Below are 25,544 nucleotides of genomic sequence, written 5' to 3'. Positions count from 1 at the left end.
TTATTCAAAAATATCTTTGATCGCCACGCATCGGATTAGATTTCTATTTCCCGCCATCCCCCGGGCTGTAAATCTTCGATAGTCCAGTCGCCGATACTCCACCGCACAAGCCTTAGCGTCGGATGGCCGACGGCAGCCGTCATCCGGCGTACCTGCCTGTTTTTCCCTTCGCGGATCGTCAGCCTAAGCCAGCAATCAGGCACGCTCTTGCGAAAACGAACCGGGGGATCACGGGGCCATAGAGAAGGAACGGCGATGCGTTCAACTTCCGCTGGCCGCGTCAAACCATCTTTCAAACGAACGCCCTGCCGCAGCTGATCAAGAGCCGCCTCTTCCGCGTCGCCTTCAACCTGTGCCAGATAGGATTTTGGCATCTTATATTTAGGATCCGCAATCCGCGCTTGGAATTTACCGTCACCTGTCAGCAGAAGCAGCCCTTCGCTATCACGGTCCAGTCGCCCCGCGGGATAGACACCCGGTACATCTATATAGTTCGATAGAGTCGGCCGACTTGTCTCGGTACCGCGATCCGTGAATTGCGACAGCACGCCAAAAGGTTTGTTGAATAGGATCAATTGCGACATCCCTGTCCTTTGGCACTCGCAACGTAAATCTGCAAATATTCAGGTGCTTGCGATAAAGTTAATATTTAAAACGAAGAAGCAAGGGGATATATTCCTGCCAGTCAACGCCCTTGTCTCGAGATAATCAAGAAAAAGTACCGTACCAGAATCTCTTGCTTACACCCGCTTCCATACGGTCCATTGGAATAGCCAACGACCGATATGTCGCTTTGTTGCCCGAAATTTCGTCCTTTAATTCAATCTGGATATCCATCAATTCTCCAGTTTTGATAGAAAACTCCCAATAGTCTAAAAATTTCTTTTGCGCTTCCGGCGTGATAATATCTTTGAAATCAACCGTCCGACCCGCATTAAAACCTGCATGGTCATGCCAAGCCTGATTAACTTCGGTAAGATTACCAAGCTCATCTGAAATCCATGTGATGATCGGAATTGTATCCATCCTGTTCCGCGAGTGGACCATCACTTCTTCGTGTTTTTCCTGAAGCGTCACCAAACTGGTCATATCAACACTTACTGCGGCAATTCCAACACTGCCATCCGGCAAGGGCAGCGGCACTTTTGTAGAACGGAAATGACGTGTATCGGCTCCGGCGAGTGTCCATTTTTCATGCACCGATTGGGCTTGCCCTGTTGCCTGCACCAATGCATCATTTTCTAGGATCGCCAAGCCTTCCGTATCCTCCACCGCAAGCTCTTGAGCCGTTTTCCCTAGGACCGCCTCTAGCTTTTGGCTTAAAGTTTGAAATCCGCCATTAACATAGATAAATTGTCCATCCGTATTCTTTGCATAGACCATAAGATCGGAAGCCGATCCAAGTGCTTCCAATATTTTTTCAGCATGCGTCTGTACGCTAATATGAGCGATCAGATCTTCTATATCCGTACACGAACCGATCCAGCGAATGATATCATCATTTCCATCCCGAACCGGAGCGCCTCTTACCAAATACCAGCGATATTCGCCGTCAAACTTTCTAAATCGATATTTGGCTTCATATTCTAGGCCTTGGGTCCAGCTTTCCTGCCATGTGACAGCAGCACGTGCCCGATCTTCTGGATGAATTACGTTCAACCAACCGTCACCTAGAATCTCATCCGCTATCAGACCAGTGTAGCGTTGGAACTGAGCATTGCTATAAATATTACCACCGTCACAATCGCAAACAAATATAAGAGCCGGTATGGATTCGGCTAGAGTCCGAAACTCCAGACCACCATACCATGGGTGTTGGCCTATCAAGCGCGGTTCTTTTAGCTGCTCATTTTTACTATTTTCCACTCGGAAACGGCCTCCACTCAACCTTTGTCGGATCGACTTAGCGTCTGAGGCGCTAAAGTGCCAAAAAAATATTTTTTCGCTCTGTTTTTTCTATAACATACTACAGTCTAACAATATATTTGTGGATGTCGAAACGATCGATTTTTTTTTACAAGTCTTTACGCTGAGCTGAATTGTCTATAGCCATGTCAGAGTCATCAGAAGAAAGTTGTTTTAAATGGTCGAGAACGAAGCAACCGAAATAATTTCAGCCTACGGCAAAAATGCCATGACACTCAGAGACTTGGCGAAGTTTCTACAAGACGAAATTGAACTGCGGAAAAAATATTTTGGCGAGAATATTGTGACCGGATATGGTTGGGATGTGCTGCTGGAACTGCTCATCACAACAGGTGGGAAATGTCGTGCTTCCCTTACCGCAATGTCGACATTGGGAGGAATGAGAGCAACTACTGGTCTTCGCTGGATTGATGCTCTGAGTAACGAGGGACTCGTGACCGTTGCCAATGATGATGATCCCCACAGGAAATTTGTGGCTTTGACCCGCCATGGTAAAAAAGGAATACAATCCTACCTCAAAGAAGTTGCCCAGTTACGGCAGCTCACTCAAATTGATGAAGAGATAGACTAGGCGCTTAATCGCGTGACTTATTTCCCGTCGTTTATCGGAATAAATCATTACCGGCAGACTGTGCTTCCGTTTTTCGGGTCATTATTGTTGATGATTATCCATGGGGATATCATATGGAACATAAATGCAATTTCATAATTTCAACGTCGACATATTTCTGCAGCATTACTGGCAGCAAAAACCGCTATTGATTAAAAGCCCATGGACGTCTTGGATCCCACCCCTTGACGCTAATGATCTGGCTGGCCTCGCCTGCGAAGAAGGTGTTGAATCCCGTTTAATCACACAAGCTGACCACCAGAATGGCTGGAAACTCGAACATGGCCCTTTCCCCGAAGCTCGTTTTAATCAGATTGATGCAAAACACTGGACTTTATTGGTACAAGCGGTTGATCATTTTGTGCCGGAAGTTGCTGCTCTTATCGAGCCATTTCGTTTCATACCGAATTGGCGCATCGACGATATCATGGTGAGTTACGCCACAGATGGTGGCGGGGTGGGACCCCATTTTGATCAATATGATGTATTTTTGATCCAAGGCAGTGGGCAACGCCGTTGGCAAGTTGGCGGCTATTGTGATGGCGATAGCGAACTACAGCCACATGAAGACTTGCGGTTATTAGCCCAATTTGAAGCCACTGACGAATGGATATGCGAACCGGGTGATATCCTTTATGTCCCTCCCGGCTTTGCACATAATGGTGTCGCCATGGGGGATGAGTGCATGACCTATTCTATCGGTTTCCGTGCCCCTTCGCGCAGTGAGCTTATTGGGTACTGGGCTGATGATCTAATTGAAGAAATGAAAGACGATGACCGTTATCGCGATCCGCCGCTTGAGAAGCCCAAAAACCCTGGTGAGATATCGCAAGAAGCCATCGATAAATTGCACCAGATGCTGCTGCAGAAAATGGACGACCGCAAAGCCTTTGCTCGATGGTTTGGGCAATATAATAGCACCCGCAAATATCCTGATATGGATTGGCAAGCAGATCAGCCGCTCGGGACAGAAAAACTCCGCAAATATCTTGCAAGCGGGGCCGCCTTGCAGCGCAATCCTGCCAGCCGCTTTTCCTTCATCCGGCAGGAAGAAAATGTAGTTTTATTGTTCGTTGATGGCGAGTGCTTTACGTGTTCTGATGAAACCATCGCATTGGCAGAACTAATCTGCGCAGAGGACCACATTCATATTGATCAAAATCACATTCATTCGGATAAGGTCATGGAGCTTCTGACAAAGCTATATAACCAAGCCAGTTTCGAATTTGATGATGAAGATTGATTTCAGCATATCATCAACCCGCAACAATTTGTTCACCGATATCCAGTGTCTTGCCATTTGTAATAATCACTCGGTCACCCAGCTTTACCTGTTCGAATAACAGCCGCGCAAACTCGGTCGGGACACCAACACAGCCGCGCGTCCCATAGCCCCATTTCACATCGGCACCATGGATCGCAATCCCGTCATTGGTAAGCCGCATCATGTAGGGCATCGGCGCATCATAAATATTGGAAACATGGTCCGCGTCTTTTTGCGTAATAGAGAACACGCCGGTCGGCGTCGGTTTAAGAGCATCTCCAAATTTAATCACCGTCGCACCAATTTCATAACCGCCCTTGAACACAGAGAGAGATTCCGCTTTCAAATCGACCGTAATCACGATCGGCCCATCCGGTATGCCTTCATCATCCCATTTATAATAACCATGTACAAAGGGTTCGTCGATTTTCAGAACGCGCTTGATGACAAAAGATGAAGCCATATTCGCTTGTATTGGAGAGAGCGCCCCCTCAACCGGCTGAGAAGCAAGAGCAGCAGTGGGAATATCGGTCACAATATCTTCCTGTATCACCAACTTATTTGGAGACAGCATAACCGGCGTTTCAGAAGCGATGGCCTTGACTGACCCCGAAACCACGAGAGCAAAAAGCGCAAGTCCCGCCAAAAGCAATATTAATTGACTAATTCGTAACGCAATTTGGTGAGTCATATCTGAAGCTCCTCAAAACTTAAGATTTTGTTTACCAAAATCAAAAGCGGGCAGCTATCGCGGACTTCGACCTGTACCGCGGAGAGACGCAGGTTGATCAAAAATTAATGGGCATCGTTAATGACATTAACCAAACAATATCCATGTAAATAAAAAATTGCTGTCCCACCTATGCCCAGCTGAGTTAGGACTGCATAATGGGACTGATTAATAGAGAAATTCAAATGCCATCAGACAAGCTGCTATCTATCCAAAATCAGAGACTTTTGGTGTCCTTGTGAAATTATCAGGTAGTTAATCGCAATGACGCAAACCGCCCCCCATCCGTTCACAATCGCCAATTACCGCTATTTGTGGTTCTCGCGACTCGCTGCCATGTTTGCGCTTTACGCGATGATGCTCATTCTTGGTTGGCAGGCATATAATCTGGCGCGTGAGGATATGGGCGTCAGCGCCTCAGCTGGCATATTGGGATTACTCGGATTATTGCAATTTGTGCCTTTGTTCATCCTAACTCCGGTTGTTGGATGGGTAGCCGATCATATGGACCGGCGCTGGATCGCCCGTATCACATTAGGCGCACAGGCTGCCATCGCACTGGTCTTGGGGCTGCTTACCGTCACCGGCCAAATCACCCTCTGGTCGATTTATATCATCTCCATGTTGCTGGGCATCTGCCGGGCTTTTCTGGGCCCCGCAATGACTTCGCTCGCCCCCAATCTGGTGCCAAGAGAGTCGCTGCCCCGCGCCATCGCGCTGTCCACCATCGCTTGGCAAGTCGGCGTTATCGCCGGTCCGGGCATGGCGGGACCGCTTTACAAGGTCGCTCCAGCCCTGCCCTATTTCGTCTGTGCCGCGCTTTACACATTGGCGATGCTGTCCATCTTCATGATCGGACCGGTGCAGCGCAGCGCGATTGATCGCACCAAAGGCCCATTGCGTCAGGTGATGGACGGCATGTCCTACGTCTGGACAAACAAACTGGTACTGGGAGCAATAACGCTGGACCTGCTGGTGATGTTCCTTGCCGGTGCCACCGCAATGATTCCGGTTTTTGCAAAAGATATATTGGGCGCCGGTGAAATCGGCCTGTCGTTGCTGGCGGCTTCGCCTGCCGTTGGCGCGGTTATTGTGGCCGGTATATTTTCCTTTGCGCCGCTGTCGCGCAATGTTGGCAATATGATGCTCATTGCCATGGCTATTTTCGGCGTCGGGACCATCGGCTTTGGTCTTAGTACGTCCCTGCCCTTGTCCATGGCCTGTTTGGCACTGTGCGGCGCAGCGGATATGTTTGGGGTCTATGTTCGCAGTTCGCTGATCCAGCTGCACACTCCTGATGACCGGCGAGGACGGGTTAATGCGGTCAGTCAGATGACCATCAGCGCCTCCAATGAACTGGGTGATGCGCTATCAGGCGGCCTCGCCGTATTATTTGGTCCCATCGCGGCCATTGTCGCGGGCGGTGCAGGTGCTATAGTGGTAACAGGAATCTGGTCCCGCCTGTTCCCGCAACTGGGCGCGGCCAAGACTTTTGATCCTCCAGAGGATTTGGAAAAAGACGAAAAACAGACGGCTAGCGCCACATGAACATGTCTAGGAGAACAGACCAATGATCGCCGATAATATTCTCGAAACCATCGGAAATACGCCGCATATCAAGATGCAGCGGCTATTTGGTGATGCTAACGTCTGGATCAAGTCAGAGCGCTCCAACCCCGGTGGTTCGATCAAGGATCGTATTGCTTTGGCTATGATCGAAGATGCTGAAAAATCTGGCGCGCTGAAACCCGGTGGCACGATTATCGAGCCGACATCCGGTAATACTGGCGTGGGCCTTGCCATGGTTGCCGCCGTCAAAGGTTATGAACTGATACTCGTCATGCCGGAATCCATGTCGCTGGAACGCCGCCGATTAATGCTCGCCTATGGCGCAAGCTTTGATCTCAGCCCCAAAGAAAAAGGCATGAAGGGCGCTATTGAACGTGCGCAGGAGTTGATTGATTCTACGCCGGGCGCATGGATGCCGCAGCAATTTGAGAATCCTGCCAATTTTGAGATTCACAAACGGACCACGGCTCAAGAAATACTGGCCGATTTCAAAGATAATCCGCTGGATGTGATTATCACAGGCGTCGGCACTGGTGGCCATATTACCGGTGTTGCCGAAGTGTTGAAACAGGAATGGAGTGGGTTGAAAGTCTATGCGGTCGAACCGACTGGTTCACCAGTGATCAGTGGCGGCCAACCTGGGCCCCACCCTATTCAGGGCATTGGTGCGGGTTTCATTCCGGGCAACTTGCATACGCAAAGCATTGATGGAGCCATTCAAGTTGAACCGGACGCTGCCAAGGCTATGGCACTACGTGCCGCGAAAGAAGAAGGCATGTTGGTTGGGATTAGTTCTGGCGCAACATTGGCAGCGATTGCTCAAAAAATCCCCGAATTGGGTGAAGGAGTCAATATTCTTGGTTTCAACTATGACACCGGGGAACGCTATCTATCCGTGCCCGAGTTTTTGCCCGAAGAATGAGTTCCATCGAAGTCAACACATTCACCTATCTACACGGTGATCTAAAACTCGCAGGCTATATGGCCCAACCGAGTCGCTACCCGCGTGCCGGAATCTTGATCGTGCCAACCATTTCCGGCCCGAATAAGATCATGTTTGACCGTGCACGATGGCTTGCCTCGCTGGGCTATTCAGCCATGGTCTGCGATCTATATGGTCAGGGCGAAGTTACCGACCACCGGATGGGCCAATCATTAGCAAATGCGCTGAGAACCGATCCCGAATATTATCGGGAACGCTTTCGCTGCGCATTGAACGAATTGCGTGAACGATCTAAACTTGCCAATCACCGTATTGCGGCAATCGGATATTGCATGGGCGGGGAAATTGTATTGGAAATGGCGCGCGGCGGAGAAGATTTGGCATTGGTTGTCAGTTTTCACGGCCTTCTGGCAACTCCCCTTCCGGCGAAAAGAGGGGCGATTAAATCGCGGATATTAGTTTGCCATGGACGGGCAGACCCCTTGGTTCCCCCTAAACAGGTGCGAGCATTTTTGGAAGAAATGGATTTCGCCGGAGCAGACTGCCATATGCATACCTACACCGGCGTAGTCCATGGTTTTACTGATCCAGCAAGTGACGGCAAGCCGCTAGATGCGGTAGCCTATAACAAGTCCGCCGACCGGCAAAGCAAAGCTGCAATGCTGAGTATGTTTGAAGAACTTTTCTAAAGTTCAAACACCTGCAGGAATTTAGACACTCGGGTTATCATCATCCGTATCAAAAATGCGCACGGGCGTATCAAATTCGACCGATTTTTCTTTTATATCTTCGGTCGAAATCGGAGCAGTGGCCGATGGAAAGCCGACACCAACAGTTACGAGATATGGCGTCATCCTCCGCATGGATGGGATAGTCTTTTCGGAATGCATCGCATCTTCTCCTAATGCAGATCATTCCCCTGTCTTCAATAGCGTTCAACCACCGCCATGCACAAATCAAGCGCGCAGCGACTGGTTGAGGCAAAAACAAGTCTTCCCGCCTTATTTGGTCGCATGGCCTATCTCAAGCTAAAATCTGCCATTATGAAAAGTGGGTTTAGGCTACCGCAAACATATCCGGTTCAAGCGCCATTATAGCCTCGCTGCCACCCTCAATTTTCCGACGGAGCGATCCAGCATCCGGAAAAAAGCGTTCCGAAAAATATCGCGCCGTGACCAGCTTAGCTTCATAAAATTTTGCATTTTCTTCGCCAGATGCGAGTGCCTCAGACGCAGCTTTAGCCATCCGCAACCACATCAGCCCGAGCGCAACAATTCCCATGATATGCATATAATGGTGAGCACCTGCTCCGACATTGTTAGGATTGGTCATCCCGTTTTGCATGAACCACATGGTGGCTTTTTGCAGTTCGCCGTTTGCCTTTTCAAGAGACTCGGCAAAGGCTTTCAACTTGTCGTCGCTTTTGGCTGCTTCCACTTCCTGGGTGATTAGAGCAAATAATGCTTGAACACCGCGGCCGCCATTTTGAGCCAATTTACGGCCAACGAGATCCATCGCCTGAATACCATTGGCACCCTCATAGATCATAGCGATGCGAGCATCACGGACATATTGTTCCATGCCCCATTCGCTTATATAGCCATGCCCACCATAGACTTGCTGTGCATTTGTTGCGATTTCATAGCCCTTGTCGGTACCATAGCCTTTGATCACCGGCGTCAATAGCGACAGCAGGTCGTCTGACATCTGACGCTCTTCTTCGCTCTCTGCCTTGTGGATCAAATCCGCTTGTAAAGCCCCCCACAGACACAAAGCGCGCATAGATTCAGTAAATGCTTTCGCGTCCAGCAGCATACGGCGAACGTCTGGGTGCACAAATAGTGGATCGGCCTTCTCGTCGAGATCTTGCGGACCAGTCAGCGCTCTGCCCTGACGGCGGTCATTGGCATAGTGAACCGCATTTTGATAAGCGACTTCGGCAATACCCAGCCCCTGCTGCCCAACGCCCAATCGAGCAACGTTCATCATGATGAACATCGCCGCCAGTCCTTTATTCTCTTCACCGACCAAATAACCAATCGCGCCGTCATAGTTCATCACACAGGTGCTGTTGCCGTGAATCCCCATTTTATGTTCTATCGAACCACAGGAAACCGCGTTGCGGTCACCGAGTGATCCGTCTTCCTTGACGATAAATTTGGGCACGATGAACAGAGAGATGCCTTTCACGCTATCCGGCGCGTCGGGCGTTTTCGCAAGGACGAGGTGGATAATATTCTCGGCCATATCATGCTCACCAGACGAGATAAAAATCTTCGTGCCTGTTACCGCATAAGAACCATCCGCGTTCGGTTCAGCCTTGGTCCTAATCAGCCCCAGATCTGTACCACAATGCGGCTCGGTCAGATTCATTGTGCCTGTCCACTCACCCGATAGCATTTTGGGTACAAATATAGCCTTCTTTTCGTCACTGCCTTTCGCGAGGATAGCTGAAATAGCACCGTGGGTCAGCCCCGGATACATGGCAAAGGCCATATTGCCGCTGGCCATATATTCCTCAAAAGCCATTGAGACGATATGCGGCAGATCTTGTCCGCCAAATTCCTCTGGGCCGGACAATGTACCCCAGCCCCCTTCGCAATATTGCCGGTAGGCGTCCTTGAAGCCGGTCGGCGTCGTAACACTGCCATCTTCATGGCGCGTGCAACCTTCCCGGTCACCAACTTGGTTGAGCGGGAACAGAATATTTTCGATGAATTTCGCGCCTTCGGTCAGGATGGCATCAATCATTTCCGGTGTCGCATTTTCAAAACCGGGTAGATTAGAATAACGCTTAACATCCAGCACATTGTTTAGGATGAATTGGGTGTCGCGAACTGGGGCTTGATAATTGGGCATTATCTAAAACTCTCTTCCATAGGATGTTGGCCAAATATTTTGGCTGCTTATCGTCAAATATTATTGCACTTTGGCGTCGGTTACCGCGCCCTGCACAATTTTGATAAATTCGGTAAGCTCCATGATGGAGCTATCAATGTCGCTCCGCTGCTGTTTGAGGAGGTCAACCTTTTCCTGGCATCGGTCGATGGTCACTTTCATTTGCGTAGCTCGTCCGTCGCCAAGATCATATAAATCGATCATTTCGCGGATTTCTGTCAGACTAAAACCGACATTTTTTGCACGCATTATCCATGCAAGCCGCGCCCGATCTCTCTTCGTATAGACACGCGACAGGCCTTTGCGATGCGGCGCTATGAGGCCTTCATCTTCATAAAAGCGCAGCGCTCGAGCGGTGACACCAAATTCTTCCGACAAATGCGAAATCGTAAAGGTTTCGCGATTTTGCAGGTCGGGTGTATCAATCTCGGCATGATTGAGTGGTTTTGACATTCAAATACCATAGCTTCCGCTAACGTAAACGTCAATACTAACTACCAGGGCAGAGATCTTCTATTTCGCGGCCGCGAGTAGATCGCGCAACCGCATCGCCTTCCCCTACCAAGGAAAAGCTTACACCATCTAACAGCGCGCGTGGAGTGCAATAGCTTGCACAAGAACTCGGTAAATTACCTGGAAATTTCAAAGCGACGCCGTCAAAGCTTGCCGTAAAACTACATTCTTGTTCGCTGTCCAACGTTATCCGGACATCTTCCCCAACGCGTTCGGCAGCCCCTAAAGCTTCGCATTTGCTATCCGGCCCAAACACCGCCAGCAGTCCTACTTGATAACCCCGTTCGTCATTACCGACAGCGCAAAAGCGATCCTCTCCAAGATCGCTTTGCCTCTCAAATGCCCCTGACAGGCTGACATTACGGACATCAGGTATAACACCAGCGTCAATAGCGGCTTGCTCCAATGGCGACAATTGCTCGCCTGATTTCGACGCTATTTCGCCCTGCCCCTTATTTATCGGATCACACGCAACGAGCGCGACAGCACTGAACAACGTGAAGCCCCACTTCACGCGATAGACTCTAACTGACCATTCTTTACTTTTCGATAAAAACAGCTCGTTGTTCCGGTATGACAAGTGGGGCCGGCTGGCTTTGCCTTTACCCATAAGGCGTCTTGGTCACAATCAATCCGTACCTCGACAACATCCAAGATATTACCCGAAGTCTCGCCCTTCTTCCAAAGCGCTTGGCGGCTTCGCGAATAAAAATGGGCAACATCAGTTTTCAGTGTCAGATCCAGTGCCTCCGCATTCATAAATGCGACCATCAGAACATCACCCGACGAAACATCCGTCACGACGGCTGTTATCAAACCGTTCGAATCATATTTTGGATTTAAGGTTAATCCGGACTCCCGGTCTTGTTTCTCATTATCTGTCATTTGCTTGAATTACCTTCACGAACTTAACTGCGCAACGCAAAACCAGCCTTTCATCAACTAAGCCAGTCCAACACAGACAAATATGAAGTTTTTATGTCCAAGGGGGAAGACAAACGGTGGAATCGAACCTATATCCCTGCCAATCCCTAGCGCACGCTTTGGCGGCGCATATTTTTTGGGCGCATATTGGCGCGTATTAAGGTTCAACATGCTTACAACTCACCCGTTTGACGATGACAAGCTACGCGAAGAATGCGGGGTTTTCGGCGTCGCTGGCGCAGAGGATGCAGCAGCAATGGTGGCACTCGGGCTTCATGCCCTGCAACATCGTGGGCAGGAAGCTGCCGGAATCACTTGTCGCAACGGTCACGAATTCTACAGCCATCGTGCTCTTGGTCCGGTAGCCGGTAATTTCGATAGCCAGGAAGTAATGGGCATGCTGCGCGGAGATTATGCCTGCGGTCATGTACGCTATTCCACCACGGGTGGAGGGACGCTTAGAAACGTTCAACCACTGGAAGCGGAGCTTGCCTCTGGCGGTTTTGCTATTGCCCACAATGGCAATATATCAAACGCCCTGAAGATCCGGCACGAGTTGGTTCAAAGCGGTTCGATATTTCAATCCACCAGCGATACTGAAGTTATTATTCATCTTGTCGCAACGTCAAAATATCGCACACTTCTTGATAAGTTCATCGATGCACTGCGGAAGGTAGAAGGCGCGTATTCGCTTATTTGTATGACACCTGATGGAATGATCGCATGCCGTGATCCGCTTGGTATCAGGCCTTTGGTCATTGGCAAAATTGGTGATGCCTATATTTTTGCATCCGAAACAGTTGCGCTTGATCTAGTCGGCGCAGAATATGTCCGCAGCGTGGAGGCAGGCGAGTTGATCGTCGTATCCAACGGTGAAATGCGTTCACATAGGCCATTTGGCGATACCACCGCTCGCCCTTGCATTTTTGAACATGTTTATTTCTCGCGGCCCGATTCAATCGTCGATGGGTCTTCGGTTTACAGTGTAAGAAAGGCCATCGGGGCCCAACTTGCTATCGAAAACCCGGTCGATGCTGATTATGTTATTCCGGTTCCGGACAGCGGAACTCCCGCAGCAATTGGCTATGCAGAGCAATCGGGCATTCCGTTCGAACTCGGGATTATTCGCTCTCATTATGTGGGAAGAACATTCATTCAACCAGGCGACGGCGTTCGGCATCTTGGTGTAAAGCTGAAACATAATGCCAACCGACCACTGGTTAATGGCAAAAAGATCGTTCTGATCGATGACAGCATCGTGCGTGGAACTACCAGCTTGAAAATCGTTCAAATGATGCGTGAGGCAGGCGCAGCAGAAGTGCATATGCGTATCGCCAGCCCTCCGACAATGCATAGCTGTTTCTATGGCGTGAATACGCCAAGACGGGAAAAATTGCTCGCAGCGATGAAATCCGTTGAGCAAATGTGTGAATATATTCAGGCCGACAGCCTATCCTTTATCTCGATTGATGGGCTGTATCGCGCCGTAGGCGAGAACGCACGATCGGATGCAGAGCCACAATATTGCGATGCTTGCTTTACCGGTGACTATCCCACATCTCTCACCGACCAAGAAGGCGAGAAGCAGCCGGATCAACTCACGATGTTGAATGAAAAAGTGGCGTCTAAAGAAACGCCGATACTGGTATAATAAATTAGTTCAGTAAATTAGATACGGGTGAATATTACCAATGATCTTTGAAAACCAACTGGCATTGGTGACGGGTGCAAGCCGGGGAATTGGCGCAGCGACAGCAATAGCGCTTGCTGAAAAAGGCGCGCATGTTATCTTGACCGCACGCACGGCCAAAGATCTCGAAGAGATTGAAGATAAGATCCATCAAGCTGGTGGCAATGCGACCATCGCTCCGCTGGACCTGACCGATGGCGACAGCATCGGGCGATTGGCGCAAGCCATTTCCGAACGCTGGGAGGCTCTCGATATCATGGTTTTGAATGCCGGTATGCTGGGTACTTTAGGTCCCGTTCCGACTATAGATGGCAAGGAATTTAACAGCGTTCTGACCCTCAATCTCTTGGCGCAGCAGGCTTTAATTGCCGGTTTCGACCCAATGATGCGAAAAAGCGACAACGCACGGTTGCTGGCTATCACCAGCAGCGTCGGCCGATCCCCCCGGCCATTTTGGGGTGCTTATGGCGCGTCGAAAGCGGCGCTGGAAACATTGGTCATCAGCTATGGAGAAGAGATGCGCAATCTTGGGAAGCTCCGTACCGCTATCATCAATCCGGGGCGTACGCGCACCGATATGCGTGCGAAAGCCTATCCCGGCGAAGATCCACAATCGGTGAAATCACCAGAAGTTGTGGCCAATCGCATGGTCGAAATTCTTGCTAGCGATTTTGAAACGGGCGAACGCTTCGATATTAGCTAGTCGATATAAGTTAGCGGTGCGCTATTCAGCTGCTTTCCCCTTCTCACTATCCAGATATGTTTGAACTGCATTATAAAATGCGATGCGTTGGTCCTTTTGGGCATCAGGAGATGCACTGGGCCAATTGCCGTTGCTCGCTATGACCAGTTTGCGTGCTGGATCGATAAATATCCCTTGCCCGAAGATTCCCTGACCAGCAAAGCTGCCGTCATCAAAGGTCCACCATTGATAGCCATAGCCACGGCCCGGAATCCCGATATCGGCCTGTTTCGTTCCGGCCTTAGTGAACCAACCGTCAGGTACTATGCTCTTGCCACTAATTTTTCCGCCATTCATCGCGAACTGACCAAATAATGCATAATCCCTGACAGTAGCAGAGATACAGCAGCCGCCAATTTCCTTGCCGCCTTCATTCAGCAACCATTCGGCATCCTGTGACATGCCATAGGGTGCCCAGATTTTTTCCGAGAGATATTGGGAAATCGTCTTGCCAGTGGCTTTGGCCACCAGAACTCCGATTAAGTTGGTTTCGCCCGTATTATATTGCCAGCGCGTTCCGGGCTTTGCCTCGTTTTTTAATGTCTTCATATAGACGATGATCGGATCGACACCATCAACCGGCTTGGTATTATTGAAAAGTGCCACATCGGATTTGGGATCAGCATAATCCTCATTCCACTTAACGCCTGACGTCATCGTTAAAAGCTGCTCAACGGTCACATCCTCGTATCCGCTGCCTTTCAGCTCAGGGATATAGTCGGTTAGCGGATCATCGATCGACTTTATCAAACCGTCTTTAATGGCTGCACCGACCATAGTAGAGACTAGTGATTTGGCGACTGAGAAAGACGTCCAGCGATCATCCTTCCCGAAATCCATCCGATATTCTTCCAGCCGGATTTTGCCATCCTGCAATATCACGATACCGGCAGCCCGCTGGTCTTTCATATATTGGTCAATCGACAGCATCTTGCCGCCCACATCAAATTCTTTAGGAAGAGCCTCACCTTTTTCGAGTATTTTGGGCTCTGCGCCAGCCGCTATCGTGTTCGACGGGACAAGCGTATCCATCATCCGAAAGGCTTTGTTGCGCTGGTCATCCGTCCAAAAGAGTATGTTTTTGTCCGTGGGCAATCCGGCCGCACTGGCTGCGATCTCTTTGGCCTTTTCACATCCAGCCAGTCCGAGACACAGGCCCACGCCCGTCATCGCAAGCGTCAGCTTTTTCCCTAAACCCATGATCCGCTCCTGCTTTGTTTTATTCTTTTATCAAAGTCACTTGCGACACATTTATGCCACCACCTGCGAAGCCGCCTTCACAATAGGTCAGATAGTAGCGCCACAGCCGCACGAAATGCTCGTCAAATCCGACCGGCAATTTTCCTTCGTCCACCGCCGTGTCGAATTTCTGACGCCAGAGCCGAAGCGTATTACCGTAATCCGCTCCAAAATCATGTTGATCCGACCAGCTTAGGCCGCGTTCTTCTGCCAACGCGCGAAAGCGGCTTTCGGAAAGCAGCATCCCGCCGGGAAAAATATATGTCTGGATGAAGTCAGCACTGGAAGCATATTGTTCAAAAATATCGTCGGCTATGCTGATATATTGAATGGCCGCTCGTCCTCCGGGTTTTAAGTTGAGCGCGACGCAATCTAAGAAGTCCGGCCAATATTTTTGACCGACGGCTTCGACCATTTCAACACTGGCAATCGCGTCATATTGGCCGATCCCATTATTTCCGGCAACATCGCGGTAATCCTGAATGAGAAAATTCGCCTCTGGATGATGCGCCCGCGCCCATTGGGTTTGCTCGTCCGACAGGGAGATTCCTGTCACGTCCAATCCATATTCTCGCGCCAAAGAGCCGGACAAATATCCCCAGCCGCAGCCTATTTCCAATATCTTCTGGCCCGGTTTTATATCCAAACGACGTGCAATAGCTGCGACCTTTTTCGCCTGCGCCTCTTCCAGATTCTCTGTTTTGCCAGAGGCATCTTCAAATAATGCGCTCGAATAGCTCATGCTTTGATCCAGCCACAGGCGATAGAAATCATTGCCGAGATCATAGTGATATTGAATGTTTTCGCGCGCGCGTACCTTGTCATTATGACGGCGGGAGTGACGCAATTTAGCGATTAACCGGAATATTCCGCCTGCACGCCCCGTATCTTTCAAGCCAGAGCGGTTGCGGGTGAACAGATCAAATACCGGAACCAGGTCAGGACTTTCCCACTCGCCCAATTCCCATGCGCGGTACCAGCCAACAGAGCCGCTATTCACCAGCCGCAGCAAGGCGTTCCAGCTGTGGATGGTAATTTCTGCCATTGGGCCATCGCCGCGACCGCCGACTATGCGCGTGGTGCCGTCGGGCAATTTTCCTTCAAATGTACCGTAATCCATGCCTGCATCGATGCGGTCTAATATACGGTGAAAACCCGGAGCGATTAGTCGCGCAAGTAATCCGCCGCCGGTTGCAAAGCGCTTGCGCGCGTTGAGCAGGTGTTTGCCACGTTTGGGTGCTTCAACATTCATGGCGCAAATATGGACCAGTGGTAACTGCTTGGCAATGCGTTACTATCCTTATCTGTGGCCCTAAGTCTGGCCATCGGCTTAAGAACCCGGAGCCGCCGCAGAACCGGCCAATATCCCGCCATCGATCGTCACCTCTGTACCGGTAATATAGCGCGCTTCATCCGACGCCAGCAGCACCGCAACCGCAGCCACTTCCTCCACTTCGCCAAAACGCCTGAGCGGGGTATCCTTCACCATTGCCGCCATCGCTTGCGCACGATCCGCCCCTTCGCCCAGCATAGGTTCCCACATCGGCGTCAAAATCGCCGCGGGATGAATGGAGTTACAACGAATATCCCACCCCTGTTGCGCACAATATAGCGCCACGGATTTGCTATGGTTACGGATCGCGGCCTTGGATGACGCATAGGCCGCAGCGCCCGGAATACCAACCATTCCGGATCGCGAAGAAATATTGATAATAGAGCCCGCACCCTTTTCCTTCATTGCGCGGATGGCATAGCGGCAGCCCATGAACGTGCCATCGAGATTAACCCGGTGCACGGCACGCCAGTTGTCCAGAGATACGTTTTCCGGATCATGTGGCCCAGCGCCCGATTCAAAACCGGTAATCCCGGCATTGTTTACGACAATATCGGCAGTGGGATGTTGCACTGCCAAACGTTCCCAATCCGCTTCTATTTCAACATTAAGGGCAAAGGTTGGACTGTTCAATTCCTGTCCAACCTCCGCCAATGTTTCGGCATTACTGTCGGTGAGAAGGACAGCCGCGCCTTCATCGATAAAAGCCTTGGCAATCGCCTTGCCAATACCGCGTGCAGCGCCGGTGATGACGCAAAATTTTCCTGATAATCTCTGCATAAAAATCCTGAACAATAGGTGTCAAAATATCCGGCCTGACAGACCGGAATAGTGTCATTTTGAAATTGCCTGTCGGCGACCTATTTATTCATCGACCTGATATCCTGTTTCAGATTGAATCTATTTATAACAATCCTCTGCCAGAGTTTCAATCCATCTGCGCCTTAGCCTTTGCATAAGCCTCTAAGGCACGGGTGCGGGCGGCTTTATGGGTGATAATTTTTGATGGATAGGCGGCAGGTTTTACACCAGTTTCTTCGGGGTCATGAATATAGGGGTCGCTGACATCGGCAAGTTCCGGCACCCATTGGCGGATATAATCACCCGCGTTGAACTTTTCCGACTGCACCAGCGGTGCCATGATCCGAACGAACATATTACTGTCCACTCCGGAACCGGAGACCCATTGCCAATTGACGCTGTTCGAAGCAAAATCGGCATCCACCAAGCAATCCCAAAACCATTGCTCGCCCTCACGCCAGTCGATCAGCAAATGTTTGATGAGGAAGCTCGCCGTGATCATCCGTACGCGATTGTGCATCCAGCCAGTGGTCCATAGTTCGCGCATGCCTGCGTCAACAATCGGATAGCCTGTGTTGCCCTCACACCATGCCTTAAAATCTTTGCGGACATTTGCGTCCTGCATATCACGCCATTCAAAAAGGTGGAATTTCTCACGATAGCTGTCGCTGCCATATTGCGGAAATTGCTGGATGATGTTCTGCGCATAATCGCGCCACACCAGCTCTTTCAGGTAGGTTTCAACTTGAGCGCCCTGCCCGGCGATCCGGTTCCAGATGGCGGCGGGGCTAATTTCCCCGAAATGGAGATGCGGGGACATACGCGACACCAGTTGCTCGGAAGGCAGGTTACGGCCTTTGTCATATTGACCGGCGTTCTCCGCAAATTCTTCAAGATTCTCATGCGCTCCTGCCTCGCCGGGATCCCAATCGTCAGTGAAACCCTCCGCCCAATCGGGTTTACCCGGCAGCAATGCCCAGTCATCAAGTTTGTCGCTTTCCGGCCAAGCATTCGGTGCCTCCAGATGGTCTGGTGCAGCCACCGCATCAGGCGGCGGCATTCGTTCGCGCAGCGATTTCCAGAAAGGGGTGTAGATTTTATACGGGGTGCCGCTGCCTGTTTTCAACGTACCGGGCGGCAACAGGTAATTGCCGTGATGCAATAGCAACTCGGCCCCATCTTTCAGCTTGGTACTCAAATCCTTCTGCGCGTTCAGCCACCACGGTTCATAATGGTGCAGCGCATGAATTTCAGTCGCGCCGCTCGTCTGCGCTAAATCCACCAGAACATCAGCCGCCTTGCCACGACGCAATATTAGCCGCGATCCCTTCTCCCGCAAGTCGGCATCCAGAGATTTCAGACTATGGTGCAGCCACCAGCGCGATGCGCCGCCCATTTTGCGATGCTTGGGCGTTTCATCATCCAGTATATAGACCGGAAGAACGGCTCCACGCGATGCAGCCGCCAGAACAGCGTCCTGATCAGACAGACGAAGGTCGCGGCGGAACCAGATGATGGCTGGAGAACTCATTTGCCGTCTTGCGGTAAGATCGCTGTCACAGAGAAGCGGTCTTCCACCATCGGACCTCGAAAGCGCATATCGGATATATGGAGGGATATCCCGCCCGGTTTTTCCTCTTGCTGAAATACCGGCATGCGCGACCAGAGTAGAAAAGCGCGGGCGTATTGATCGGTCTTTCTAGCTTCTTCGATCATCTTCGATGAGGCATTATTTTGCACCAGTTCACCTTTCCAGTAGACAGGTTCCGGATCAAAAAGATCAAACTGCGCTTCGCCATATTCCGTGCCATTGGTTCCGGCCATTTGCCAAATCATATCGCGTCGCCAGAATGTGACCGGCATGGGATTAGCCACGACCTGTTCAGGGCTTTGTCCCATGCGATGCTCGACTGCCAAAGCGGTGTCCGACTCCGCCTTTCCGGTAATCAGGCCATTAGCAAAAATATAAGCGCAAACAGCAGCAAAGCTGATCCACGCGGGCCGTTGCCAATCGTCCCTGCCCTTTTTCTCCCGCCGCCGCGAAATCCAGAGGCCTGCGATCAGCGCGGCCCAAATCCAGATGTCGATGATAAAAATGCTATCGCCATAAAACCACTGCGAGGAAAAAGGCTCCAGCAGGCGGATGCCATAGCTGTTGAGCCAGTCCAGCGCGGGGTGGCTGAGACAGCCGATATAGGCGAGCGTCAGCAGCCAGCCCTTGTGGATCGGCAACCGTTCCGCAGGGCGTTTCCCGCGCTTTGCTTCCCAGCGATCAAATCCAATCATGATCCCGGTTAGCAACAACGGCAACAGCAGTATCGCGATTGGTCCGTGGGTAATGCCCCGCCTGATCGCAAGATGCTGCACGCCGTCCAATAAAGTCGCAACCGCATCAATATCGGGAATATTGGCGGCGATGATCAATGTCGCCATGCCGAGACCGGTTTTCTTCTTGAGACCAAGCTGCCCCAGAACAGCGCCCGCAAGGCTGTGGGTCAGATTATCCAAATGAGCCGCCAAAAATCACACACAACGCACCCTCGTTCAAAAACAGGAGAGTCATACAAGTCATTGTAATATAACGATAATTATGGCCTCAAATGCTATTATTCATAAGAGAGTGTGAACTTCAATTTACGCCGCTAATTGTGGCAAAACATCTCCTACATTGCAAGCATCTTGCACGCACCATGAACCGGACGGTCCGTTAAAGTTCCGGCCCGTCCTCTGTCACGGTCCACGTCTGGCCTTTGCTCAGTAACGCCTGCAAATCCGGTTTTTTACCAGCAGCAGCCTGTGCATTTTGCTCAACTACCGCGGCTTCGAAAGTCGGGCGCGGATCGTCGTAGAGCACACCGATAGCCATCGGGAATTCACCGAAAGGCATTTCAATCAACATATGGGCAACCGAACGATTGGTCACATCATGGACAATCACATCCGCCGCCTGCCAGTCGCCATCGACGACATCCACAACTTTCAGCGACAATGTATCACGGTCGAGCGTGATGCCTTTCGCCCCTTTTTCGAACAGCATTGGTTCACCATTAGCGAGCAGCAATTGCGTAGAAGCGGCAGTTTTCTTAGCCGCGAATTCCTCGAAAACATCTTTATTATAGACGATACAGTTCTGAAAAATCTCGATAAATGATGCACCCTTATGGGCGTGGGCCGACTTCAGGACATTGGTTAGGTCTTTGTGAATATCAATGGCGCGCGCAATAAAACGTGCCCCTGCCCCCAGTGCGAAAGCACATGGAGAGGCCGGACGATCAACGGAACCATAAGGCGTGGAAGGACTATTCGTACCCACGCGAGATGTTGGCGAATATTGCCCTTTGGTCAGTCCGTAAATTTCATTGTTAAACAGCATGATCTGACAATCCAGATTCCGCCGCAACAAGTGCATCGTGTGGTTGCCGCCGATGGACAGAGCATCGCCGTCGCCCGTTATGATCCACACATCCAGATCGGGATTGGCCAGTTTCGCACCGGTCGCTACCGCTGGCGCACGGCCATGAATGGTGTGGAAACCATATGTTTCCATATAATAAGGGAAGCGAGAAGAGCAGCCGATACCACTGATAAACAAGGTATTTTCCGGACGCACACCCAGTTCCGGCATGGTCCGTTGAACCGCTTTCAGGATCGCATAGTCGCCGCAACCCGGGCACCAGCGGACTTCCTGATCCGTTTCCCAGTCTTTTATCGTCGTGATTTTTGTCATCTCGTTCATATTCTGTCCTTCGTCATGCTGAACTCGTTTCAGCATCTCCCGAGACCCTGAAACAAGTTCAGGGTGACGAGAAACTAAAGTAAATTCTCTGCAATCGCCGCTTCAATTTCGGCGATAGTAAAGGGCTGGCCCGATACTTTGTTAATCGGCTTGGCATCGACCAGATATTGATCGCGCAAAACGGTCTTCAGCTGACCCGTGTTCATCTCAGGGACAATGATGCGGTCATAGCTTTTCAGCAATTCGCCAAGATTTTTCGGCATCGGCCAGATGTTCCGGATGTGGATATGGGCAACATCTTTGCCTGCTTCCACTGCCCGGCGCACCGCTTGATGGATCGGACCAAAGGTCGAGCCCCAACCAACCACAGCCAACTTGCCGCCAGCCTTACCCAATGCGACTTCCTGATCGGGGATGCTATCGGCAACCCCCAAGACCTTGTCACGGCGAATTTCGGTCATTTTCTGGTGATTGGCAGCACCATAATCAATATGGCCGGTATCAATGCCTTTTTCGATGCCACCAATACGGTGCATCAATTCCGGCGTACCCGGTTTAATCCAAGGCCGCGCCAGTTTCTCGTCACGAGAATAAGGCTTCAGTCCGCCTTCCGGCATTTTGTCCATGAATGTCACGGGAAATGGTTCCAGCGTATCGACATCGGGAATCTGCCACGGCTCGGCTGCATTGGCGATATAACCGTCTGTCAACAGCATAACCGGCGTCATATATTGCACGGCAATACGAACGGCTTCGATAGCGCATTCAAATGCATCGCTAGGTGAGCGTGCGGCAATGACCGGCATTGGCGCGTCGCCGTTGCGGCCATAGACTGCCTGATAAAGGTCCGATTGCTCGGTCTTTGTAGGCAAACCTGTCGAAGGTCCGCCGCGCTGTGAATTGACGATAACCAAGGGAAGCTCGGTCATGATCGCCAAGCCCATGGCCTCGCCTTTCAGCGCAATGCCGGGACCGGAAGACGATGTAATACCCAATTTACCGGCATAGCTTGCACCAATGGCCGCTGCGATAGCCGCAATTTCATCTTCTGCCTGAAATGTCGTGACGCCAAATTCTTTGAGGCGCGACAGGTGGTGAAGGATCGCGGAAGCGGGCGTAATCGGATAGCCGCCAAAGAATATCGGCAGATTGGCCAACTGCGCCCCGGCAACCAGACCAAGAGACAAAGCCTCAGCGCCGGTTACGGTGCGATATAAGCCCGGAGCTGATGGAGCCGCGCCGACTTTGCGGGTAGTCAAATGACCGCCGCCCAGTCCTTCACCGGACAATTCGGCCGTTTCGCCATAGGCATGGCCAGCATTGAGCGCCGCTATATTAGCCTCTGCTACATCAGGCAGTTTCGCAAACTTGCCTTTCAACCAATCAACAATGGGTTGGCGGTCACGCTCGAACATCCACAGCGCTAGACCCAGCGTCCACATGTTTTTGCAGCGCAAGGCTTCTTTATTGCCTAGTCCAAAGGGCTTAACGGCTTCAAGGGTCAGCGCAGATATATCGAGCTTAAGCAATTGCCACTTCGCCAAAGAGCCATCGTCCAGCGGATTATTCTCATATTTCGCTTTGTCGAGATTGCGTTTTCCGAACTCGCCTGAGTCCGCGATGATCAAACCACCTTCACGCAAAGCATCCACATTGGTTTTTAGAGCCGCCGGATTCATCGCGATCAGAACATCCGGTTGGTCGCCTGCGGTTTCAATCGCGCGGCTACCGAAATTAATCTGGAATGCCGACACACCGAATAATGTGCCTTGCGGCGCGCGAATTTCAGCCGGAAAATCCGGGAAAGTCGCAAGATCGCTACCAGCCAATGCAGTGGACAGGGTAAATTGCCCGCCCGTAAGCTGCATCCCGTCACCGCTATCACCAGCAAAGCGAACGACGACATTTTCCGCATCCTCTGGTTGGTTATTGCTGTTATCGTCTTGCTTAAGCACCGTAGCCATATATAATTTCCGTACCCATCATCCTGATAAGAAGATGCGGTAAAGCACTTCTTGCCCCCGCTTCAAACCATAAAAACTACTAGGGATAAAGATTTTGTTTGAAACGAGGCATTTCGACTGGTTCTGGCCTAATACAACTTGCTTTGTGAACCCCGGCTGATCTACTCGCCCAAGGACATTGTTAAAATAATTAGCAACGATACGGAGATTTGCGGATGACAACGGCTTTTGTGCGACCCGATACTCAGGCAATGCTGGCATTGCTGGAAGCGGCGGCGGCCGTCCCCATGGATAAAATGGAACCAGCGGCGGCCCGAGAAGCATATATCGGGATGCGCTTTCTGGTCGATGTAGAACCCACCGAATTGGCTGTTATCAAAGACCTGACGTGCCCCGGACCTGCCGGCGATATTAAGCTGCGTTACTATGATAAACGGGAAAGCCGCGAAAAAGGCCCCGCCATTATTTTCTATCATGGCGGCGGTTTTGTGATCGGTAATCTGGAAAGCCATCATCCCTATTGCACGGAAATGGCCGCACAGATGGATTTGCCATTAATCGCAGTAGACTATCGTCTCGCACCGGAATCGCCTTTTCCTGCGGCTCCTGATGATTGCGAGGCAGCCACCCGGTGGATCGCAGAAAATGCCGCCAGTGCGCTAGGTATCGAAATTACTGGTCTTATCCCTTGTGGTGACAGCGCTGGCGGCAATCTCGCCATTGTTGTGGCACAAGATTTGGTCAAAAATCCGGCTGCAGTACCCGTCATCGCACAGGTTCCTATCTATCCGGCCGTTGATAGCACCACAACAGGCGGCTCCATGGACGAATTTGCCGAAGGCTTTTTGTTGACCAGGGACTCGATGGATTATTTCCATAACCATTATGCCGGTGTCGCCGGTGATCCGCGCTGTGATCCCATACATGGTGATTTGGCGAGCAGTCCGCCTACTGTCCTGATGACTGCGAGCCTCGATCCGTTGCGGGATCAAGGCCGGGCGTATGGCGCAAAACTGATCGAAGCGGGCGTACCGGTGACCTTCACGGAAGCCAAAGGCAATATTCACGGTTTGATTTGCCTGCGTAAGGGCATTCCCTCTTCTCAGCAGGATGTCGATGGCATTTGCAACTCATTGAAAGTAGTTTTGGCAACTTTATGAACGATTTTACGAACCTTCCATACCGCCCCTGTGCGGGAATCATGTTGGCCGATACTAACGGCAAAGTCTTTGTCGGGCAGCGAATAGATGCAAAGGACAGCAACTATCCCGATGCTTGGCAAATGCCGCAGGGCGGGATTGATGACGGTGAGGACAGTGAAACTGCCGCGGTTAGGGAACTGGAAGAAGAAACCGGCATTACCGTTAATCATGTGCAGATCATCGCCCGCAGCGCGGAAGAATATTATTATGACCTGCCAGATGAATTATTGGGGAAAATCTGGAAAGGCAAATATCGCGGCCAACGACAAAGCTGGTTCCTGATGCGTTTCAGTGGTTCGGATAGCGACATTGATATTGCTACGGAGCATCCTGAATTTTCACAGTGGAAATGGACCAGTCCGTCCGGTTTGCCCGACCTTATCGTTCCGTTTAAAAAAGATTTGTATAAAGCTATCCTGAAAGAATTCGCACCTCTCATTTAGGCATAAAAGTAAAGGCCCTATGCTCAGCAGACTTTATCTTGCAGGCTCGGTTATAGCTTGTATTTCCGCTATGCCAGCACAGGCAGCCTTGCCTGACGCGGTAACCGCCATGCTTGATGCGGCAATTACATCCGGCAACGACGCCGATATTCAATCCGTCGTCAAGCTAGCGAAAGTAACAAATCCGGATGATATTTCCGAGATTGATGCCATGTTAGAGGCCTATAATCAGCAACAGGCTGAACTGGCAGCAGCCAAAGCACAGGCAAAAGCAGATGCTTTAAAGGCAGCTGCGGACGTCGCTGCCAAAGACGAAGATGACGGCTTTTTTGATAAATGGTCGGGAGAGGGGCAGATTGGCGGGCTTCTCTCAACTGGCAATACCAGGAATACGGGCATTAGCGGCGGACTAAAACTAAAAAAAGAAGCAGAAAAATGGCGCGCTACATTCCGTGCACTTGCAGATTATCAACGCACAAATGGAGCGACAAGCAAAGAGCAGTTTAATGTCACGCTTGAACCTAATTATAAGTTCAATGAACGACTTTATGTATATGGACTTGCCCAATATGAACGCGACCGATTTCAGGGGTTTGCGGGACGCTATACAATTTCAGGCGGCTTAGGTTATACAGTTGTCAACAAAGACGGGATCACTCTGAATATAAAAGCCGGTCCGGCTTATCGCATGACGGAATTTATCGGCGGTGGTTCCGATAAAAGATTAGCTGCTTTGTTTGGGCTCGATTTTGATTGGCAAATTGCGAAAAACTTAAAACTGACCCAAGATGCCGGCGCTAAACTAGGCAGTTCAACGTCAGCAGTTGCTGTTATATCACCCGGTTCGAATAGCTTTAATGCCACCACAGCTTTAAATGCGAAACTCTTGGGCTCGCTATCCGCGCGTTTTTCCTATTCGGTAGAACATGAAACAGACCCGCCAGCCAGCCGTTTGAAAACCGATACAGTTAGCAGAATGTCGCTGGTTTACGGGTTTTAATACTTGGAATAAATGCG

25 protein-coding genes are annotated in these 25,544 nt (G+C 50.7%); 10 read left to right on the top strand and 15 right to left on the bottom strand.

The annotated features are described in order from the left end of the window. Positions 1-35: 35 nt before the first annotated feature. Positions 36-584 (bottom strand): pseudouridine synthase, encoded by a 549-nt coding sequence (locus tag V7676_RS02560; protein ID WP_335658094.1) that lies wholly within the window; start codon positions 582-584, stop codon positions 36-38. Between the two features lie 124 nt (positions 585-708). Next, positions 709-1,827, bottom strand: coding sequence for a PAS domain-containing protein (locus tag V7676_RS02555; protein ID WP_335658093.1), 1,119 nt, complete (start codon positions 1,825-1,827; stop codon positions 709-711). Positions 1,828-2,083: 256 nt separating this feature from the next. Between V7676_RS02555 and V7676_RS02550 the strand changes: the two genes are divergently transcribed. Together V7676_RS02550 and V7676_RS02545 are read left to right on the top strand one after the other, a co-directional pair. Beyond that, entirely contained in the window at positions 2,084-2,497 is a 414-nt protein-coding gene (locus V7676_RS02550; RefSeq protein WP_335658092.1) for a hypothetical protein, read from the top strand. Positions 2,498-2,621: 124 nt separating this feature from the next. Next, the gene (locus V7676_RS02545) at positions 2,622-3,779 is read left to right on the top strand and encodes a cupin domain-containing protein (protein ID WP_335658091.1); all 1,158 of its coding nucleotides are present in this window, start codon (positions 2,622-2,624) and stop codon (positions 3,777-3,779) included. 13 nt (positions 3,780-3,792) lie between these two features. Here V7676_RS02545 and V7676_RS02540 read toward each other — a convergent pair whose 3' ends face one another. Beyond that, complete coding sequence (locus V7676_RS02540; protein ID WP_335658090.1) at positions 3,793-4,491, bottom strand: L,D-transpeptidase family protein; 699 nt, start codon at positions 4,489-4,491, stop codon at positions 3,793-3,795. A 303-nt stretch (positions 4,492-4,794) separates the two neighbouring features. Here V7676_RS02540 and V7676_RS02535 point away from each other — a divergent pair, with 303 nt between their 5' ends. From V7676_RS02535 to V7676_RS02525, 3 genes are read left to right on the top strand one after another with little or no spacing between them, the layout of a single operon-like run. Further along, positions 4,795-6,078, top strand: a complete 1,284-nt coding sequence (locus V7676_RS02535) for an MFS transporter (protein WP_335658089.1) — start codon at positions 4,795-4,797, stop codon at positions 6,076-6,078. 22 nt (positions 6,079-6,100) lie between these two features. After that, the gene (gene cysK / locus V7676_RS02530) at positions 6,101-7,021 is read left to right on the top strand and encodes a cysteine synthase A (protein WP_335658088.1); all 921 of its coding nucleotides are present in this window, start codon (positions 6,101-6,103) and stop codon (positions 7,019-7,021) included. Further along, a complete protein-coding gene (locus tag V7676_RS02525) occupies positions 7,018-7,731 on the top strand; it encodes a dienelactone hydrolase family protein (protein WP_335658087.1) in 714 nt (237 codons plus the stop codon). The genes cysK and V7676_RS02525 overlap by 4 nt, the downstream gene beginning before the upstream one ends. 21 nt (positions 7,732-7,752) lie before the next feature. Here the strand turns inward: V7676_RS02525 and V7676_RS02520 are convergent, their stop codons facing one another. From V7676_RS02520 to hisI, 5 genes are all read right to left on the bottom strand, one after another. Further along, positions 7,753-7,932, bottom strand: coding sequence for a hypothetical protein (locus tag V7676_RS02520; protein ID WP_335658086.1), 180 nt, complete (start codon positions 7,930-7,932; stop codon positions 7,753-7,755). 166 nt (positions 7,933-8,098) lie between these two features. Beyond that, positions 8,099-9,901, bottom strand: a complete 1,803-nt coding sequence (locus V7676_RS02515; RefSeq protein ID WP_335658085.1) for an acyl-CoA dehydrogenase C-terminal domain-containing protein — start codon at positions 9,899-9,901, stop codon at positions 8,099-8,101. Positions 9,902-9,961: 60 nt separating this feature from the next. Beyond that, positions 9,962-10,393, bottom strand: coding sequence for a MerR family transcriptional regulator (locus V7676_RS02510; RefSeq protein ID WP_335658084.1), 432 nt, complete (start codon positions 10,391-10,393; stop codon positions 9,962-9,964). A gap of 37 nt (positions 10,394-10,430) precedes the next feature. Beyond that, on the bottom strand, positions 10,431-10,967 hold the full coding sequence (locus V7676_RS02505) for a hypothetical protein (RefSeq protein WP_335658083.1): 537 nt from the start codon (positions 10,965-10,967) through the stop codon (positions 10,431-10,433). Then, positions 10,964-11,338, bottom strand: a complete 375-nt coding sequence (hisI, locus tag V7676_RS02500) for a phosphoribosyl-AMP cyclohydrolase (protein WP_335658082.1) — start codon at positions 11,336-11,338, stop codon at positions 10,964-10,966. Before hisI ends, V7676_RS02505 begins: the two co-directional genes overlap by 4 nt. A gap of 208 nt (positions 11,339-11,546) precedes the next feature. Between hisI and purF the strand changes: the two genes are divergently transcribed. Further along, positions 11,547-13,028, top strand: coding sequence for an amidophosphoribosyltransferase (purF, locus tag V7676_RS02495; RefSeq protein WP_335658081.1), 1,482 nt, complete (start codon positions 11,547-11,549; stop codon positions 13,026-13,028). A 40-nt stretch (positions 13,029-13,068) separates the two neighbouring features. Then, positions 13,069-13,770, top strand: a complete 702-nt coding sequence (locus tag V7676_RS02490; RefSeq protein ID WP_335658080.1) for an SDR family NAD(P)-dependent oxidoreductase — start codon at positions 13,069-13,071, stop codon at positions 13,768-13,770. A 21-nt stretch (positions 13,771-13,791) separates the two neighbouring features. On the opposite strand, the gene V7676_RS02485 is transcribed toward V7676_RS02490, so the two are convergent. The 7 genes from V7676_RS02485 to V7676_RS02455 all read right to left on the bottom strand — a co-directional run bounded on the left by V7676_RS02485 (position 13,792) and on the right by V7676_RS02455 (position 22,882). Next, positions 13,792-15,009 carry a serine hydrolase domain-containing protein gene (locus tag V7676_RS02485; RefSeq protein ID WP_335658079.1) on the bottom strand — a complete coding sequence of 406 codons (1,218 nt, stop codon included), beginning with the start codon at positions 15,007-15,009 and terminating at the stop codon, positions 13,792-13,794. 19 nt (positions 15,010-15,028) lie between these two features. Beyond that, positions 15,029-16,300 (bottom strand): cyclopropane-fatty-acyl-phospholipid synthase family protein, encoded by a 1,272-nt coding sequence (locus tag V7676_RS02480; RefSeq protein ID WP_335658078.1) that lies wholly within the window; start codon positions 16,298-16,300, stop codon positions 15,029-15,031. Between the two features lie 78 nt (positions 16,301-16,378). Further along, positions 16,379-17,161 carry an SDR family oxidoreductase gene (locus V7676_RS02475; protein ID WP_335658077.1) on the bottom strand — a complete coding sequence of 261 codons (783 nt, stop codon included), beginning with the start codon at positions 17,159-17,161 and terminating at the stop codon, positions 16,379-16,381. Positions 17,162-17,309: 148 nt separating this feature from the next. Next, on the bottom strand, positions 17,310-18,713 hold the full coding sequence (locus V7676_RS02470) for a cryptochrome/photolyase family protein (protein ID WP_335658076.1): 1,404 nt from the start codon (positions 18,711-18,713) through the stop codon (positions 17,310-17,312). Continuing rightward, positions 18,710-19,690: a metal-dependent hydrolase gene (locus V7676_RS02465; protein ID WP_335658075.1), complete on the bottom strand. Its 981-nt coding sequence runs from the start codon at positions 19,688-19,690 to the stop codon at positions 18,710-18,712. Before V7676_RS02465 ends, V7676_RS02470 begins: the two co-directional genes overlap by 4 nt. A 199-nt stretch (positions 19,691-19,889) precedes the next feature. After that, complete coding sequence (locus tag V7676_RS02460; protein WP_335658074.1) at positions 19,890-20,918, bottom strand: 2-oxoacid:ferredoxin oxidoreductase subunit beta; 1,029 nt, start codon at positions 20,916-20,918, stop codon at positions 19,890-19,892. A 74-nt stretch (positions 20,919-20,992) separates the two neighbouring features. Continuing rightward, positions 20,993-22,882: a 2-oxoacid:acceptor oxidoreductase subunit alpha gene (locus tag V7676_RS02455; RefSeq protein WP_335658073.1), complete on the bottom strand. Its 1,890-nt coding sequence runs from the start codon at positions 22,880-22,882 to the stop codon at positions 20,993-20,995. Between the two features lie 215 nt (positions 22,883-23,097). Between V7676_RS02455 and V7676_RS02450 the strand changes: the two genes are divergently transcribed. Genes V7676_RS02450 through V7676_RS02440 form a run of 3 tightly spaced genes read left to right on the top strand, consistent with a single transcriptional unit; the run spans position 23,098 to position 25,527 of the window. After that, positions 23,098-24,042 carry an alpha/beta hydrolase gene (locus V7676_RS02450; protein ID WP_335658072.1) on the top strand — a complete coding sequence of 315 codons (945 nt, stop codon included), beginning with the start codon at positions 23,098-23,100 and terminating at the stop codon, positions 24,040-24,042. Continuing rightward, complete coding sequence (locus tag V7676_RS02445; protein ID WP_335658071.1) at positions 24,039-24,527, top strand: RNA pyrophosphohydrolase; 489 nt, start codon at positions 24,039-24,041, stop codon at positions 24,525-24,527. Before V7676_RS02450 ends, V7676_RS02445 begins: the two co-directional genes overlap by 4 nt. Positions 24,528-24,546: 19 nt before the next feature. Next, entirely contained in the window at positions 24,547-25,527 is a 981-nt protein-coding gene (locus tag V7676_RS02440) for a DUF481 domain-containing protein (RefSeq protein ID WP_335658070.1), read from the top strand. Positions 25,528-25,544 lie beyond the last annotated feature (17 nt).

It is taken from the genome of Parasphingorhabdus sp. (genome assembly GCF_036963805.1).
In the GTDB taxonomy this organism is placed as follows: Bacteria; Pseudomonadota; Alphaproteobacteria; order Sphingomonadales; family Sphingomonadaceae; genus Parasphingorhabdus.
The sequence above is the reverse complement of the archived record's forward strand: the minus strand, read 5'-3'. Positions and strand labels throughout refer to the sequence as shown.